This window comes from Chryseobacterium sp. SSA4.19, assembly GCF_022601875.1.
GTDB lineage: Bacteria > Bacteroidota > Bacteroidia > Flavobacteriales > Weeksellaceae > Chryseobacterium.
Map to the genome: position 1 here is coordinate 1 of NZ_JAKVIP010000042.1, position 16,349 is coordinate 16,349.

Below are 16,349 nucleotides of genomic sequence, written 5' to 3' on the forward strand. Positions count from 1 at the left end.
CACGTTGATAGGCTACAGGTGTAAAGTTGGTAACAGCATAGCCGAGTAGTACTAATTACCCGTAGATTTATAGCCTATAAGGTTGCAGTAAGCTTAAAGCAATATGCTGTAGTCCAAGCCTTATGAGTGCAATACTGGTTTTGCCTTTGTGATGAAATTTACCGATAAAAAGCAGTATGCTTTATGCTGTAAGCCTCAAGGTTATAGCCTACTGCCTACAGCTATATACAACCTTTAGGGTGGTTTTAGCGGTGGGGCTCACCTGTTCCCATTCCGAACACAGAAGTTAAGCCCACCAGCGCCGATGGTACTGCGAATAGCGGGAGAGTAGGTCGCCGCCAGTCTTTATTTAAACTCCTTCATCAAAACGATGAAGGAGTTTTTGTTTACTCTAAACCCTAAAACAAAAACCTCCAACCTAAAATCCAAAACCTAAAAGTGTAAACCCAAAAGCGGATCAAGCACAAAAGTTGGGGACTAAGCAAAAAGTTGCGTTAATCTGAAAAAGAAAAACGCTTTGTCTTTCACACCACGGAGTTGCATTCTGAAGTTTTTGATTTTGGCATTGAATGATTCAGCTGCTGTATTGGTGCTTCTGCTGTCAAAATAGTTTAGGATATCTCTGTAAGGATTCATTATTGTTTTCACCAGTACTGAAAAAGCTTTGAATCCAGAAATCCAACCTCCAAAACCTAAACAATAAGCATACAGAACTTTTGTATATAACTATTGTTCCTGCCACTTATCACCATTACCATCGGGACAAAATATGTAAGCATTCGTTGTAAAAGATGGGACCATTTAAGTGCTTAATTAGCCTGAAAAGAAAGTATTAATATCTAAGTTCTTATTGAAGCTGTTAATGTTACGATTAATACTCTAGTACATTAAAGATATCATTAATACCGATTCAGTTACAATAATATTCCCATCATCGCTATTGCTTATATCAGTTCTATTGTAATTAATATGACTACTAATACAATATCTTTTACAGTACAAACCAATAAAAATATAAACTTGGTACTTTAAGCCTATTTGCAATACTGCTAACTAATCCCAAATGAAACTCTGTATACGCTCTAGCCCGATAGAAACGATTACCGATTACCCCAAGCTGGCAGATGAAAGTAGAAAGACAATCAAGCTGCAAAACCAGGGTACCATGATTAATAGTGCATAGCGGAAGCAGACTCATAAAAAATATTCATTCTTCTTGATCATTTCATCTTATTGATGTAAGTAAAAAAGCCTTACCTAAGGGTAAAGCTTGTATGTTGTATAAAGATAATAATATCAGACCTGGATAACTCCCAAATTAAACTTCTCTGTAATTGGGGAATGGTTAGCAGCTTCAATACCCATAGAAATCCACTTTCTGGTATCAACAGGATTGATTATCGCATCGGTCCAAAGACGGGCTGCAGAATACGTTGCCTCAGTCTGTTTCTGGTAACGCTTGGAAATCGTATCCAGAATCTCCTGATGTTCTTCTGCAGAAATGTATATATTTTTCTTACCTGTAATCATATGATTAATAAAAGTTGTATTCATAAAAAAACCTCCGGAAAACTGGAGGTTTTAAAATTTTTTATTAATTAGAATATCCGATCAATTCTTCTTTTTTTGAATTGTAAATTCTGTACTCTAAATATTTAAAAGAATCGCGGGGAACAACAGTTACCCATTTTTTGTACTTCATAAACCATTTCGTTTGGATGCTGTTAAAGCCTTTGGTAAGGTAGGCTTCTACAAAGGGGTGGACATGAAGATAGAGCTTCCCTTTTTCTTTTTGCATGATACTTCTCAAGGCATCGCCCATTCTCTCCACAATAACGATAGGAGCAACGATTTCTCCGTCTTTATTAGGATTTTCTTCCTTGGTTTCGATTTGCTTTTCCGGACGGTTTCTTTGTCTGGTAATCTGTATCAGTCCGAATTTACTCGGAGGAAGAATTTTATGACGCGCTTTATCACGTGTCATTTCTTGTTTTAAATGCTCATAAAGGTCTTTTCTATGCTCCGGATTGGTCATGTCAATGAAATCGATAACAATAATCCCACCCATATCACGGAGGCGAAGCTGTCTGGCAATCTCAGTGGCCGCCATCATATTGACTTTAAGTGCATGTTCTTTATTAACAGCTGTACCGGTTGTAATATTGTTTCCGGAATTAACATCGATTACATGCAGTGCCTCGGTATGCTCGATGACCAAATAGGCACCTTTTGAGCTGGGGATGTTGACATGTTTGCCAAAACTTTGTTTGAGCTGTTTTTCAACATTATAATATTCCAGAAGAGGAATATGTGAATTGTGGAAATGGACAATATTTTTTCTTTCCGGAGCAATCACTTCCAGATAATTTTTCATTTCTTCAACCATTTGCTCATCATCACAGGTAATGCTTACAAAATCCTGGTTGAAATTGTCTCTTAAAATAGCTGAAGCTTTATCATCTTCACTTAAAACCCTGGACGGAACTTTGTTTTTCTGTATATTTTTAAAAGTGCTTTCCCATTTCTGAATCAATTGGTTCATATCATTGTGGAGATCGGCTACTTTTTTTCCCTCCGCTACCGTGCGTATGATGACTCCGAATCCTTCAGGTTTTATACTTTCAATCAACGTCCGCAATCTTTCCTTCTCTTCAAAGCTGTTTACTTTTTTAGAAATCGAAACTTTATTGTCAAAAGGGATAAGCACCAAAAAACGCCCTGTCAGTGAAATCTGAGTAGAAATTCTAGGCCCTTTTGTAGAAATAGGCTCTTTGGTGATCTGCAGCAAAACAAGGTCATCTTTGGCAATTACTTTGTCTACAGTTCCGTTTTTATTGATTTCAGGCTGGATTTCAAAGTTTTTTAAACTTGAAGTATTTTGTTTTTTTGAAATCGTATCTTTTAAAAATTTTTTATAGGTAAGATATTGCGGTCCTAAGTCCTGATAATGCAAAAAAGCATCCTTTTCATATCCGATATTTACGAATGCGGCATTTAGATTAGGTGCCAGTTTCTTTACTTTTCCGATAAACAGATCTCCAACTATAAAATCGCTTTTGTCCTCTTGCTCATGAAGTTCACATAGTCTTCCGTCTTCCAGCAGCACAATCTTGGTGAGATTATCTTCATGCGAAACTATTAGTTCTTTCTTCATTTTGTTGTAAGATAAAAATTGTTAAGATGACGGGAAAATGTTCTATTTTTCATGACATATAATTTATCCTTAAGATAAGAATTAGTAATGAATAGAACATATGTTTTTAATGAAATATCAATATTTCTCTCCGGAACATCTTATAGTTATAAAACAAATATAGTCAGTGACCTTTTAATATTTAAAAATCACCAACTATATTATTATATGTAATCTCAGAAAAAGAGATTATTTTTTCTTGTGTCTGTTTGCTCTTCTTCTTTTCTTTCTTTTGTGAGTTGCAACCTTGTGTCTTTTTCTTTTCTTTCCGCTTGGCATAATTATATTTTTTAGTAACTAGTTAATATTCAGTTAATGTTCTTATTTTACGGTAACTTTCGTTTTTACTTTCTCCACAAAAGATTTTGATGGTTTGAAAGCCGGAATGTTGTGAGCAGGGATTTCAATAGCAGTATTTTTAGAAATGTTTCTTCCTGTTTTAGCTGCTCTTGTTTTAATGATAAAAGATCCAAATCCTCTCAGGTAAACATTATCGCCATTATACATAGAAGTCCTGATTTCCTGCATAAAAGCCTCTACCACTTTCTGTGTTTCATTCTTTTCGGTTCCCAACTTATTTGAGATGGTGTTTACCAATTCTGCCTTTGTCATTTCCTTATTTTAATTTTAAATTTTAGGTGTGCAAATTTAGTTAAAAAAATTGAATATTAACAAATTAGTGGTAAAATATTTTTTTATAAGAGGTTGAAAATTAATGTTTATTCTGTGTTAAATTCATATTAACTCACTTTTACATGCTGGAATTGTAATATCCGTGCTCTACACAAAACCTGATAAGGTGCAGTTTTGTCTTAAGCCCCAGCTTTTCAGTAAGTCGGTTGATATAAGTATCAATAGTTCTTGTGCTGAGATTCAGTTTTTCTCCGATTTCCTTATTGCTGAATCCCTCATAGCAGAACTTCATAAGCTGGATCTCCGTAGAAGACAGTTCTTCCTGGCTTTTTTTCTGCCTTTCTAAATAGTCCAGAACCGCTAAAGGCTGCTGTTCCCATTCTTTGCTGTACTGCGCATAGTCAAAACTGTCTGAGGCTATTTTTCCTCTAAAAATATCTTTGATTATATTACTTTTTTTCTGGCAGTAGTAGATATTTCCTAATTTTGAAAGAATATCCGCCATATCTTCCTGATAAGTGCCGGAATACGTAATAATAGGGGTTTCGCTATTGCTTTTCCGGATATACTTTATGGCTTCAATGCCGCTCAGCACCGGCATGAAAAGTTCGATGATGAATACATCTTCCTGTCTTCTGTAGTTTCTGCTGATCAGCTCATGACCATTGTTACAGTCATTAAGAAGCACGTGAAAAGGATTTTCAGTAAGTGTTTTAATCAGTATTTTTTTAAAATAAAAATCACTGTCTGCTATTGAAAACCTCACGGTATTAGTTAATATTTTGCTCACTTTAATATCGATTTGGCGAATGATGATTAAAATTCAGATTACTAAATTATGAAAATAAGCCGAAAGTTAAAATTAATCTTGGTATAATTGGTAAATAGTGAAAAATGACTGAATACTTAATTTTGTACATCAATTATTTTTTTATAATTTCACAATCCAAACAAATCACAAATATATGTCTTCGAGCAGGGAGAAAAAATTAAACCACGCAGACGTAAGAATAGGCATTTGGAAGTTTATTCTGTCATTTATTATCTTATCAGGTGTTTCTTTCATCTGTATCTTTTTCTTTTTCAAAAGCTATGATATCCAGCGCGAAGGAGTTAAAAAAGAAGCAGATAACTATCGCGTTCTGCTTGACAGAAGCATCACCTTACGGATTCATGTAGACAGTATTCTTTACCGGATGGATCAGCTTGATATCAACAAGGTAAACAATGATATTATTTTGCGGAACTATATTATGGATAATATACAGGATGCTAAAAATCTTATGGGGAAAGATACCGCAGATAATTTTAAGCACTATTCCATACTTATGAAACAAATCGGCGCGATGATGGCTTTGAAAAAAGAGATCATCACCGTTTCTAATAAAGAGCAAAGTGCCTTGAGGAAGCTTAGTGAATGCAAAGGTAATATAGGGGTTATTAATAATGAACTACGTGTAGATCCTACGAGGAAATTTACAGGAATAAGACGCAGAAGATAAAACGAATACCATGCAAGGACAGATAACATTATCAAAAAAAGAAAGACATTACCAGTTTTTATACCTGATTGTAATGCTTATCGCAGCACTTCTTTTTCTGGGGATCATATTTTTGAAAGGCTTTCAATCGCCTTTTGCAGATGAAGATATTATTTCCATACAGAAACTTGAGGAAAAAGCAAAGTTCGACCAGAAGCAGAAATTATCTTTTAAAACGCTAGACAGTACATTTTCAATGATCAACAGACTGTCAGACAAACCGCCTGAGCCTTTTGTAGAGAATGATATCCAGTATGGTGTTAATGATATTGCCGGCTATTTTCAGACTGGGGAGAATATCGGCGATATCCGTAAAGATGCTTATCCGCAGATCGCAAAATTTTATAAAATGTATTTTAACGACAAAAGAATCATTTCAAGCAAAACCGAAAATATAAAGAATTTGGATAGACAGGCTGAAGAATGCGCCATTGGTTTCAAAGAGGTAAAAAGCCAGCTTTTCCAGAGGGAAACTGCCATGAAATCAAGAAATCAGTAATTTATAATCATTAACTGCAGATTATCTACAACACATATCACACCATAATTAACTATGAATTACTTTCAGAAAAACAAGAAAAACATTATCATCGCTGTTATTGCAACATTGCTTATAGCAGCACTTGTGGCATTGTGGCTTCAAAAAAAGGTGATACACTCCTCCGACGATATTGTGGGGACTGTAAACCCGTCCAATAACATTGCAGTAGGAGATACCCTTCGATTTGAAGATATGACTCCGTTTGCTAAAACAAGAAAATGGAATTTCGGAGACGGAAGCACTTCGAATAAGAGTAAAGGGATTCATTTTTATGCAAGACCCGGATATTATCAGATAACACTGATTATCGATAATAAATATTCAAAATCTTTTAATCTCATGGTTTCTGCCAGGAATCTTCCAAAACCTGCAGACAGCACAAAAGTTCAGGCTGTAATCGATGCTCCTTCTCAGGCTGAGCAGTATATCAACGTACAGTTCCGGGCCATTTCCGATGCCAAAGAATTTACCTGGAGATTCGGGGAAACAGGAAATATCGATTCTAAAGACAAGCTGGCATTTTATGCTTATCAAAAACCGGGGGATTATGTTGTTAAGCTTTACACCGATGAAAGCGAGGAGCCGATTCTGCACCATATCAAGATTATTAAGGCTTATGATGACCTGAAAGAAGAAGTAAGTGCAGAAGACGTATATGCCAAAATTGATGACGATTTCAAAAGGCATCTTCAGCAGATTGCGTTGGGAAGGGATTTTAATATGCACTATAATTATTTACTGAGAACCTATTTGTGCAATAATGAAAATACCGTGGTAAAAGTAAGTGACAGCAAAGTAAATAATTTCTATATGTACTGCGCAGGTCTTCAGTTTGATAAGAATACGGTTATACAAACTGTGAAAGTGAATTTTGATGATATACAACAATGTGTAACCAAAGTCGACATTACCCAAAGCAAATAATTCTGTCCGCTTTTCAGGACTTTACCAATCATAAAAAGATCAATTAGGATGAAAAATAAATTTCCTCTAGCAGCATATTACATTGGAGTTTCCGTAGTACTGACAGCCTGTCAGGTAAAATTACCTTCGAAGCGAACTCCGGAACCGGCAACATACGGACAGGTTGAAAATTCTCCCGTTGTCAATGGATTTCCAAAAAAAGCAGTGCCATGGATCGCTATTTCAGACCGGTCCAGAAATACGGCTTATTTAGATAAAAATGATGAAAAATCGTACAAGGAAGTTAAGTTTCTGGAACCTTTAATGGTTTTGAAACATCGTGACGGAATGGTGAAGGTAGCGGAATATATTCCTGATGCTTTGATGAAAAAAGTATCATCAAAACAGATTAAAACATATGGCTGGATCCCGGAATCGGATTTGCTTCTCTGGAATAATGCTCTGAAAAGCCAAAAAACAGGGTTTCCTGTAAAAGTAGCGATTGTACCCAACAACAGCGAAGTAATCAAAAGCTCTGAGAGATATTATAAAAATGACTCTGTAATGGTATTTAATTCACCAAGTCTGATTGAGCAGGCCGATGTGAAAATTCCTAACGGACAGATCGTATACGTATACAAGCAGGCTGAAAACAACAAGAGATTTCTGGTAGGTAAAAAGCCATCTGTGGATATTGACAGCATCAGCACCAATCTTTATGGCTGGGTAAGTTCCAATATGATTTCATCCTGGGGTGAACGTTCAGCGGTTAAAATGAAAAATACTACAGGAATTGTGGAAACATCCTATGGTATACATGAAGGTTATCCGGGAGCAAATAATGGGGAAAACAAAACAGCGATTCTTCTGACAGACGTTGATAAAAGAACGCCGCTCGAAAATATTTTTCCCGTGAGCCTGCCACTGCATGAACCGCCAACTCCCGACTCAAAGACAAAATATTTCACAAACATATTGGATTACAGCAGGAATTCTGTTGTCAACGTTTTAGGTGAACCGATTGATTTTGGCCGTTACAGAGAAATTACGGAAAGAGATAAAAAGCTTAATATTGTTTTTACCTTAGACATCAGTGCTTCCAATGCACCGTATGCACCTATCGTAAAGTCTCTGCTTCAGGACCTTCAGCTTAAATTCGAAAAGCCATCTTACTACAATCAGGTGAAATATGGAGTGGTTTTGTATAAAAATAATTCCTGCGGGGATAATGTAGCCGTTTCTAATTTAAGTACAGACTATGACAAAATCATTACATATATCGATCAGAAGACCAATGAAATGAACTGTCCGAGTAACAGTGGTTATCAGCCTGTCAATGAAGGCTTAATAGCTGCAGGCAACCTTTTGTCTAACGTTCCTGATGAAACCAATATCGTGGTCACGATAGGGACTTCTGCGAACCAAAGCGGGAATATGTATGGAGTGATCGGTTCTTTAACACAGGCTCAGGCACGCCTGATTATGTTCCAGAGCAGCGCTAGATCATCGGATACCTATAATGATTTTGTTTTAATGGCGGAAAATGTGGTGACCAATACCGCAAAAAATATCACCGAATTAAAGAAGCAGAAAATCATCAAACAGGAGCAGGTCCTGACAAAGAATAACTTTAATCTTATTGAGGGGGATGAAGGTTTCTTCTCTTTGGATTATCCTAAACAAAGCATGTCTCAAGGATTTGTTATTTTTCCTAAGAAAGGGGATATTGCTGCACCCGGATATCTTAAGAAATCAGTGGACAGCCTAATTGCTCAGGTGACACTGGACAATTCAAATATAGATAAGACTTTGGATGAATATTTCCATTCAAAAGTAGGAGCAGGTAAAACAGATGTTGATGTGAAATATAAATATCTGTATCCGGGTCTCGTAAATCCGGTTCCGGCAGGTATTGCTGCACAGCTGATTAATTATGGAAATCCGTTTCTGGTAAAAGGCTATATTCCGAAAGACCTGAAAGACTATAAGCCTGGATTGGAAAAAGGAATTCTGATTTCTGAAACAGAATATGACAATTTAAAATCATTCTACACGGAAGTCTACCAGAAAACAGGAGCCGAAAGACTGGATTTTAAACAGGGAAGAGCAGTTAATGAATACATAAAACTATTGAAAAAATATAATCCGACCCTGGAATTCCTTGACAAGAGCGAACTTTACAAACAGCCTATGTCGTATGCCGTAGGAGTGAGTACAGGTTTTGACACGAGCGAAGAGGAATTAATGTCCAAATATATGCTGAGAGGATGGAAGAAATCTAAAATTGTAACCAATGAAACTGCAAGAACGTATTTCAAACATTACAAAACTCTTGCAGACAGAATGCTCTCCCATAGAAACGATCCTGCTGTAAAAATTGAGCAAAACGGGCAAACCTTCTATTGGCTGAATGAATACTTTATGCCGACACTGTTGCCCACCGAGCAGCCGGAATATACTCAACATTAATATCTTATCATATCAGAAAGCGAAAATTTATTTTCGCTTTTTTATTTTTTTACCGTAATTTTTTTATCTTTGGTATTACCCAAATTACAGAAATATGTCAAAGCAATCATCTCCACATGACGGCAAACACTTTGTCGTACAAAAAGGCAAAGCCCAGTGTAACCAGGGTGACCAGTTCCCACAGTATAAAGTTTCTTCACATAATAAACATTTTTGGAATGACTCTGATGGGAACGACGATTTCCTGGGTGTTACGGAAGATGATCTCCAGTTCAATCCTTCCGGTCCGAGTTTCGGAAAATGCAGGCTTAAGCCTTCTTCAGGTGGAAATTTACCCTGTTCCTATGCACCTGCAGGAAAATGGCAGAAAACATATGATAAAGTAAAAATTACAGGCAAAAGGATAGTTACTGAAGCTTCTGAACTTTTATGCACCGTTGGAGGTAAAATTACAGTCAAAGACCATGGACAGCGCGGCCACATGAGCAAAAAGAATGTTAAGAATGCCGATAACAAAACTGTACAGCATATCAATCCGCTGGTAAAAATGCAGGATTTCAAAGAAACGGTTTTGGAAAGTGAATTAGATGCTTATTAATCTTAAAAATACTTTCAATGTCGAAAAAAGGAGTTTCAAGAATTGCAGGAAATCCTACACCGAAGGTAGGAGAAAAGACCTTATATACTATTACAGACTGGTATCCTTCGACACCAGACAGCGACAGGAATCCCGCTTTGGTGACCTGGGAATTATTTAAAAAGCGATCCAACGGAAATTTTACAACGACAAACATCAGGAAAAAAGGGGATGGAAATTTCACTTTTGGTGAAGTGGCTTCAAAAAATACATACCGTCTGGAAGCCTATCTGCATAAGCCTGAAGGTTCCGGTGCGACAACCATTGATATTACGCCGCAGCCGGCAGAAGTCCCTAAGATCAATAAAGTTGAACTGTTGTATGTAGACGACTCCAAAGGAACCGTATTTAGCTATACTGAAAAACTGGTTGCTAAAGCACAGTGTGTAAATCTGGCGAATAAAAAACTCGTTTTTACTCTTTGGGAAGATGATGCTAAAGGCGAAGGGCATGATGCTAAAAATCTTTTTGTCGACAGCAAAGAAGCAATCGTTGACAGGGCTGGAACAGCAACTGCCGAATTTGTTTTGACCAAAGCCTTGATGCAGAAAGCGATGCAGGGAGAAAGGGATCCAAAAGAATTAGAGTTCTACGTAACGGTAGAATATTATAAAAATAAAAAGCATGCTACCGGAAATATTGAGGTGAAAAATCCGGATTATCGGCCACCAGCGCCAACACCAACTCCTAAAACTAATCCACCATCCACAAGACCCTCTTCATCAAACCCAAAAGCAAGCGGTTCACCTGCCGCGCAAAAGCCTCCGTCTCAAAAAGAGGAAAAAGGAATTATAGACTCAATAACCGAATCTGCCAGAAATACCCTGAATGAACTCTGGGATTGGGTAGAATCCAAAGGTACGGTAAAACCGGATCAAAAGCCTACTGCTCAGAAACCGGAGGGGAAAACGGTGAGTGTGGTAGAAGGCGTGAAAACAGAAGGTCTTACTGATGTTTACTTTGCAAAAGAAGAATTTACCTTGCAGACAAATGAAGCTGCAGGCCAGTATCAATATACTTTTAAAAGCGACAATAATAATATTGATAAGGATAAAATTGCTACACTAATCAAGTCAAAAGTAGATACGGCTGTAAGGGCCGAGAAGAAATACAGTAAACTGGATAATATTAAAACCCTACTTACTAAAACGTCCTATAAGAAAAATGAGGTTCTTACCATCAGTTTATTTAAGCTTGGGCCGGAGTTCATAAGAATAAACAGCATGCCGATTGGTGAAGAAGTATATGTTGTTGCTAAAACGTTCTTGCTGGACGGTAAGGAAGTTATCATCAACATTAAAGAAAAAGAAACGCTGTTTGTAGAAAAAGATGTTGATTTGCCGGTAATGGAAGCCAAAGAAAACGCTAATGAAATTACAGTTCTTAAAGCAGTAGTACAAAATAACATGGCTAAAATTAAAGTCAAGCTTCGCCCAAAAGATGATGAAAAACTAGCTGAATGGAGAGAAAAGTTGAACGGGATTAAAGACGGTACCTACACCTATTCCTTTGGCGGAAACAATGCTACAGTTAATGAAAAACAAAAACGCGAAGTTGCCAAGACAATTGTCAATAAGATAAAATCCGAATTGGCAGGGCAGAAAAAAATAGCAAGGATTGAAACTATTGTAAAAGCTATTACCAAAGAGTCATACAGTAAAGGTGAACAAATTACTTTTGATATCTATAAGAATGTTATCGAATATCTTTGGTTGAAAGCAGAATGCCAGGGCAACATCAAAAAACATACAGGTGATTTTCTGAAAAAAGAAGGCTCTTATTTTACTGTAACTAAAACAAAACCTGTCATCTTCCCTTTACTCGTGAAACCTGAAAATGATAAAGAAGAAACTTGGGGTAAAAATTATTACTGGGCCGCAGATCAAGGTAGTAACATGACTACCTTCAACTCTAACCGAAGTAAAGGCAGAAGAAAACATGCAGGAAGAGATTTATATACACAGCCTAAAACTACTATAGTTGCTATCGCAGATGGAATTGTCCTGAAAACAGCACCTTTTTATGCCCAGACAGATTATATTGCCGTTCACCATACAACCAATGACGGTAGGGAATTTATTATAAATTACGGAGAAGTAGATCCAAGTACCAAAACCGTTAAGGAAGGAGATAAAGTAACACAGGGAAAAAAACTAGGTGTTACAGGACATCTTCAGGGTATTACGGTAATCAGTGGCCATACAATTTATATGATTCACTTTGAACACTATTCGGGATCCTTAGGTTTTGATATGGATAAGAATCATATACTCATGGGCAATAATAAATATAGCAGAAGAGGAGACTTGATAGATTCTGTGGATATATTGGAAGAAGGTTATAGAAATACTTTTGGCGAAGATACCGGAGATGATGAGCTGTTTACAGAAGAAGACGGAAAAAAAGCAATTCAGGATCTTTATAATATTTATAAAGACAGCAAATGGAATTGGAAATGGGAGGGATCCGAGAAAGAAGTTGAAGTAACTGGTAAACAGCTTGTAACCATTGTTGAAAAAATGTACCGTTTAGAAACCAACCATTTCAAATCTAAGCAGTATCAGCATTGCGGGACCGGTGGCATGGAAGTTTTCGGGGAGGCGCCCTATTATGGTTGGGATCAGAATCTGTTTACCGAGCAGCCAGTAGGGACGTGGAGTGCTTTTGAAGGAAAAGGATTAAGCGGCGCCGGCGGTAACGCACAAGTGACGGATAGGAAAAAAGAGTTTGTGAAGTTACCATCGGTCTTGGCAGGAATGCAGTACAAAGCCAAATATATTATCAAATATAATGGTAACTATGCCCGGTGGTTTAATGCCAGCAACACAACGGCACAGACGTCGTATCAAACTTCTTTACAGAATATTAGAGCAAGATTCATAAACGAAATTGCGGCAGAATAAGTATGGAAAATATTATAAATAATTACAGGATGAAATTTTTAATAATAATTACTTTTTGTATATTATTATTTGGCTGTAAAAAGACTCACATAGAACCTGCCCAGCCTGTTCTTGCGAAAATTGATACTTCTATACAAAAGAACAATGGGGCTAAATCTCAAAAAATTTATTCCTGTGAAGAGCTTCTAAAAGAAATAGTCTTGTCAAGCAATCTTGAAGCTGTAGAAAAATTCAGTGAGGTTTTCATAAGGATTGAAAATATATCGGATGACAATATTACAGTGGAAATGTACACTAAAGATGTCTCAGACAGATCCGGGCAGATGAGAACTGTAGAAAATACAGCAGCCTGGCTGGAGTTTATTCCCGGAAGCAACAAGCTCTTGGATATTACTGCTGATCCCAAATCTCCCGTTGAACTGCATTATGATAAAAACATCCTTTCCAAATATCCATTTTCAGAAATATGCGGAGCCAAACCGGTAAAGTATGAACCGAAAAAGAAAGGAACGCAATGCAGAGATATTACAGGAGGTATGATATCCGGGCAGGAGTGTATTGTTTTTTCAGAAACATTGGCAGGTGCATATAAAGAAATGATCAGCAAAGCACTTGTCAAAGATTCAAAATATCTTCCTAAAGAACTGCCGGTAAAAAGTATCATTATGGATATCAACCAGAATGGGCTTATGGTAGCCGATGTCAAAGTGCAGGATAATAAAATTAGTATAGAAATGGAGTACGCCGGTGGAATTACGGATATTATTCTTGAAAAAAACGGAGATAATATTAAAAGAACCATCACATACAGTGCCGACTAAAATTTTTAATGATGCGTTATAGTAATAGTCTTATATGGTTGTCAAAAAAATACCTTCAAAAATTTGGACTCAAAAAAAATTCAATGAGGTTGAATTTCAAGATGTTAATGAATTATTTTTGAGAAAACTTAAAATTAGTAATTAATATATACTCAACCTTTTTTAATGAAAAATTAGGATGAATTGCTAAATTTAATGAAAATGGAAATCCGATTAAATAAAACACTATTATTTCTCATCTTTTTATTATTACTATCATGTAAAGGAGGTGGTCAAGAAAATAAAATACAAGGGAAAGAAGTAAAGCAAACTACTAATGGAACGAATTTTTTTGATAAAAAATTTGAAAACAGTTTATATTCATTAATAATTGATGAGTCAAACATTTCAGATCATCCCATAAAATCATATTTAGATTGTGCCGGGGATGGATATTTTACTATTCATTATATTCCTAAAACACAAACATTACAACATTTTTGGAAAGATGTTTTTTTAGAAAAGTATGATTTTAATTCTATTGATTTAGAAAAAGATGACAAACGAATACGTGAGATATTAAAAAAGGAAACTAATGATTATAATATTTTTTCATATCAAATAAAAAATGAATATTTAGATACCAATGGAAATTGTTCTGAAGAAAGTGTTTATGCAAAAAATAATAGTATTGCTGAAGTGTATTATTACAATTCAACAAATAAAAGTTGGAATTTATTGAAAAAAATAAAATCTGAAAAATTACCACCCTATTTAAATTCAGCTTTTTTCTTAAATAATTTTCCTGAATATTTTCCTGAGAACAAAATTCAGGGCACTTTGTATAATGGTGAGAAACAATCTGATAGTTGGAAAGGAGTTTATAATGTAAATATTGATTATGGAAAATTAGATAATGCTTCCGAAATGTCAATAGATTATACGATAGAAGTTAAAGATGGAAATTGCACTTTTTCAGGAATGGGATACAAAACGTATTTTACGGATCAATGTAAAATTGAAGAAAAAAACAATACTCTTATTTTAAGTTATGAAAAAAATATTGAAGGAGACGGATTTTCAGATCATTCCAATATGGGTGTTTTAGGGGTAATTATTTTAAACAAAAATAAATACTATATTAAAAGCCCAATAGTTGCAAATGATGATTGGAGTTACAATACTGAAATAGAATTAATTAAAAAGTGATGCATATTGATTAATATTTATAATAGAAGATTGTAGTCATCTATAATCGTTATTTCATGGTTTATAGATGGGATTTAAATGAAAAATTTAATTAATAGTGTTCTGTTAATTAAAACGTTAATCTAAATCAAACAGGAAGTTGACATGACAAATTTAAAAATATTCTTTAGTATATGTCTTTTATTATTAATTATGTCTTGCAAACAAAATAAGCTGATTGATAAAGAAATGATGCTTAGTAATTTGAAGACCAATCGTGATATATTAAAAATTAATAAAAACAATATTTCATCTGACAAGAAAAGAGCCTCTATTCAAACGTATGAAAATAATAGATACTATTTTATTAAAACCTTTGATGTAAACAAAGATGGTCTTATGGATAAGGTGGTAAGTAGTGTAGCCTATAAAGGGGAAGATTTACTTGTATTTTTTGGGAATAAATCAGGTACTTATGATTTGTCTCTTGAAACCACAAACTTTTCTGAAGATGGAGGAAACATCATTAAATCTGTTTCTGAAATTCCGAATGATAAAGGATTGAAAATTATTACCTTTTTTCCTGATAGGGGATATTATGAAAAAGAATTTACCATTATTCCCGAAAATAATACTTGGATCCTTAAAAACATTGTTTATAAGACCATGTCAGATGTCTCAGAAAATCCTGTAAAATATATTTGTGAAGTAAGTCAGAATCTTGATATGACAAAATCAGGGTGGTCAGAAAAATTAAATCCTATTCCTGAAGAAGCGAAAAGAAATAAAAAATGCAGGATTGAAAGTACTGTTGGTCATGAAATAAAAAGATATAAGATTCAGGATCAGGACGGATTTACCAATCTTAGAAAAGAGCAAAATACGACCTCACAGATTCTTCAGAAGATAAATTCAGGAGAAAATATTAAGATATTAAATCGTTCCGGTGACTGGTTATTCATAAGGACAGACGCAGGAAATCAGGGATATGTTCATAAAAGTAGAGTGAAACCAAATTAATTAATAAGAAACTGTAAATGAAGTAAGTTCTAGATCTACTCTTTATTCTGTTACTATTTTCAAGTAAAAACCTATAAAAAGTACACCTATTAATTGATAAAGAGAGTAGACAAGTTATATCAGCTAAACTTTTCTATGATACTGAAGAAACGCTAGCTACGGGATAATAGAATATCATAAGAAAGATTGTTGCTTATTTAATACCTTAGCAGGACTTGCAGATTCTACTAAAGTAGCTGTAAACTATTCTATTGATTCTACAGGGAAAAAAACTAATTATGAAAATAATACTGTATTTTTTCGTTTTTTTAAGCAGCTTTTTTTGTCAGTCAGAAAGTAGTTATCAAAGTAATGAAAGAGAATGGATCGGCAGTTATTCTTTTTTGGCAAGAAACAAGGAAGGCCTCAAAACAAGCTTTGATATCCAGATTATAAAATTTGATAATGAAGTTGTTTAAACTTTTAATTTTTTGATTAGCCTTAAAGAAAATGCTAAAAAGTGCAGGTTCTTCCAGGTAATA

The 16,349-nt window shown here is 35.2% G+C and carries 14 protein-coding genes, 1 rRNA gene and 1 pseudogene; 10 read left to right on the forward strand and 6 right to left on the reverse strand.

Annotated features, from left to right (window positions below; genetic code table 11):
* Positions 1 to 235: 235 nt before the first annotated feature.
* Positions 236 to 344 (forward strand): 5S ribosomal RNA (gene rrf / locus MKJ01_RS18055).
* Positions 345 to 477: 133 nt separating this feature from the next.
* On the opposite strand, the gene MKJ01_RS18060 is transcribed toward rrf, so the two are convergent.
* The 5 genes and pseudogenes from MKJ01_RS18060 to MKJ01_RS18995 form a co-directional block, all read right to left on the reverse strand.
* Positions 478 to 711, reverse strand: a complete 234-nt coding sequence (locus tag MKJ01_RS18060) for a transposase (RefSeq protein WP_302850498.1) — start codon at positions 709 to 711, stop codon at positions 478 to 480.
* 585 nt (positions 712 to 1,296) lie between these two features.
* Positions 1,297 to 1,503: pseudogene (locus MKJ01_RS18065) on the reverse strand (acyl-CoA carboxylase subunit beta); the annotation flags it as partial.
* A gap of 91 nt (positions 1,504 to 1,594) precedes the next feature.
* A complete protein-coding gene (locus MKJ01_RS18070; protein WP_241615607.1) occupies positions 1,595 to 3,154 on the reverse strand; it encodes an Rne/Rng family ribonuclease in 1,560 nt (519 codons plus the stop codon).
* 360 nt (positions 3,155 to 3,514) lie between these two features.
* Complete coding sequence (locus MKJ01_RS18075; RefSeq protein WP_027388329.1) at positions 3,515 to 3,805, reverse strand: HU family DNA-binding protein; 291 nt, start codon at positions 3,803 to 3,805, stop codon at positions 3,515 to 3,517.
* A gap of 139 nt (positions 3,806 to 3,944) precedes the next feature.
* Entirely contained in the window at positions 3,945 to 4,616 is a 672-nt protein-coding gene (locus MKJ01_RS18995) for a response regulator transcription factor (RefSeq protein ID WP_241615624.1), read from the reverse strand.
* Between the two features lie 175 nt (positions 4,617 to 4,791).
* On the opposite strand from MKJ01_RS18995, the gene tssO reads away from it, so the two are divergent.
* The 9 genes from tssO to MKJ01_RS18125 all read left to right on the forward strand — a co-directional run bounded on the left by tssO (position 4,792) and on the right by MKJ01_RS18125 (position 15,828).
* The gene (gene tssO, locus MKJ01_RS18085) at positions 4,792 to 5,328 is read left to right on the forward strand and encodes a type VI secretion system TssO (RefSeq protein ID WP_241615625.1); all 537 of its coding nucleotides are present in this window, start codon (positions 4,792 to 4,794) and stop codon (positions 5,326 to 5,328) included.
* Between the two features lie 10 nt (positions 5,329 to 5,338).
* Positions 5,339 to 5,866, forward strand: coding sequence for a type VI secretion system transmembrane protein TssO (locus tag MKJ01_RS18090; protein ID WP_241615626.1), 528 nt, complete (start codon positions 5,339 to 5,341; stop codon positions 5,864 to 5,866).
* A 54-nt stretch (positions 5,867 to 5,920) separates the two neighbouring features.
* The gene (locus MKJ01_RS18095; protein WP_241615627.1) at positions 5,921 to 6,832 is read left to right on the forward strand and encodes a PKD domain-containing protein; all 912 of its coding nucleotides are present in this window, start codon (positions 5,921 to 5,923) and stop codon (positions 6,830 to 6,832) included.
* A gap of 48 nt (positions 6,833 to 6,880) precedes the next feature.
* On the forward strand, positions 6,881 to 9,280 hold the full coding sequence (gene tssR / locus MKJ01_RS18100) for a type VI secretion system protein TssR domain-containing protein (protein ID WP_241615628.1): 2,400 nt from the start codon (positions 6,881 to 6,883) through the stop codon (positions 9,278 to 9,280).
* A gap of 94 nt (positions 9,281 to 9,374) precedes the next feature.
* Positions 9,375 to 9,878, forward strand: coding sequence for a DUF4280 domain-containing protein (locus MKJ01_RS18105; RefSeq protein ID WP_241615629.1), 504 nt, complete (start codon positions 9,375 to 9,377; stop codon positions 9,876 to 9,878).
* A 17-nt stretch (positions 9,879 to 9,895) separates the two neighbouring features.
* Positions 9,896 to 12,820 carry a M23 family metallopeptidase gene (locus MKJ01_RS18110; RefSeq protein WP_241615631.1) on the forward strand — a complete coding sequence of 975 codons (2,925 nt, stop codon included), beginning with the start codon at positions 9,896 to 9,898 and terminating at the stop codon, positions 12,818 to 12,820.
* 29 nt (positions 12,821 to 12,849) lie between these two features.
* Positions 12,850 to 13,641: a hypothetical protein gene (locus tag MKJ01_RS18115; RefSeq protein WP_241615633.1), complete on the forward strand. Its 792-nt coding sequence runs from the start codon at positions 12,850 to 12,852 to the stop codon at positions 13,639 to 13,641.
* Between the two features lie 201 nt (positions 13,642 to 13,842).
* A complete protein-coding gene (locus MKJ01_RS18120; RefSeq protein WP_241615634.1) occupies positions 13,843 to 14,829 on the forward strand; it encodes a DUF5991 domain-containing protein in 987 nt (328 codons plus the stop codon).
* A 144-nt stretch (positions 14,830 to 14,973) separates the two neighbouring features.
* The gene (locus MKJ01_RS18125; RefSeq protein ID WP_241615635.1) at positions 14,974 to 15,828 is read left to right on the forward strand and encodes an SH3 domain-containing protein; all 855 of its coding nucleotides are present in this window, start codon (positions 14,974 to 14,976) and stop codon (positions 15,826 to 15,828) included.
* A 329-nt stretch (positions 15,829 to 16,157) separates the two neighbouring features.
* Here MKJ01_RS18125 and MKJ01_RS18130 read toward each other — a convergent pair.
* Positions 16,158 to 16,349 (reverse strand): hypothetical protein (locus MKJ01_RS18130; RefSeq protein WP_241615636.1); only part of this gene is annotated, 192 nt, incomplete at its 5' end.

What these genes read in the sequence shown, in the direction of transcription:
- MKJ01_RS18070 (WP_241615607.1), bottom strand. Translation starts at nt 3,154, where the DNA reads ATGAAGAAAGAACTAATAGTTTCGCATGAAGATAATCTCACCAAGATT.
- MKJ01_RS18075 (WP_027388329.1), bottom strand. Translation starts at nt 3,805, where the DNA reads ATGACAAAGGCAGAATTGGTAAACACCATCTCAAATAAGTTGGGAACC.
- tssO (WP_241615625.1), top strand. Translation starts at nt 4,792, where the DNA reads ATGTCTTCGAGCAGGGAGAAAAAATTAAACCACGCAGACGTAAGAATA.
- MKJ01_RS18090 (WP_241615626.1), top strand. Translation starts at nt 5,339, where the DNA reads ATGCAAGGACAGATAACATTATCAAAAAAAGAAAGACATTACCAGTTT.
- MKJ01_RS18095 (WP_241615627.1), top strand. Translation starts at nt 5,921, where the DNA reads ATGAATTACTTTCAGAAAAACAAGAAAAACATTATCATCGCTGTTATT.
- tssR (WP_241615628.1), top strand. Translation starts at nt 6,881, where the DNA reads ATGAAAAATAAATTTCCTCTAGCAGCATATTACATTGGAGTTTCCGTA.
- MKJ01_RS18105 (WP_241615629.1), top strand. Translation starts at nt 9,375, where the DNA reads ATGTCAAAGCAATCATCTCCACATGACGGCAAACACTTTGTCGTACAA.
- MKJ01_RS18110 (WP_241615631.1), top strand. Translation starts at nt 9,896, where the DNA reads ATGTCGAAAAAAGGAGTTTCAAGAATTGCAGGAAATCCTACACCGAAG.
- MKJ01_RS18115 (WP_241615633.1), top strand. Translation starts at nt 12,850, where the DNA reads ATGAAATTTTTAATAATAATTACTTTTTGTATATTATTATTTGGCTGT.
- MKJ01_RS18120 (WP_241615634.1), top strand. Translation starts at nt 13,843, where the DNA reads ATGGAAATCCGATTAAATAAAACACTATTATTTCTCATCTTTTTATTA.
- MKJ01_RS18125 (WP_241615635.1), top strand. Translation starts at nt 14,974, where the DNA reads ATGACAAATTTAAAAATATTCTTTAGTATATGTCTTTTATTATTAATT.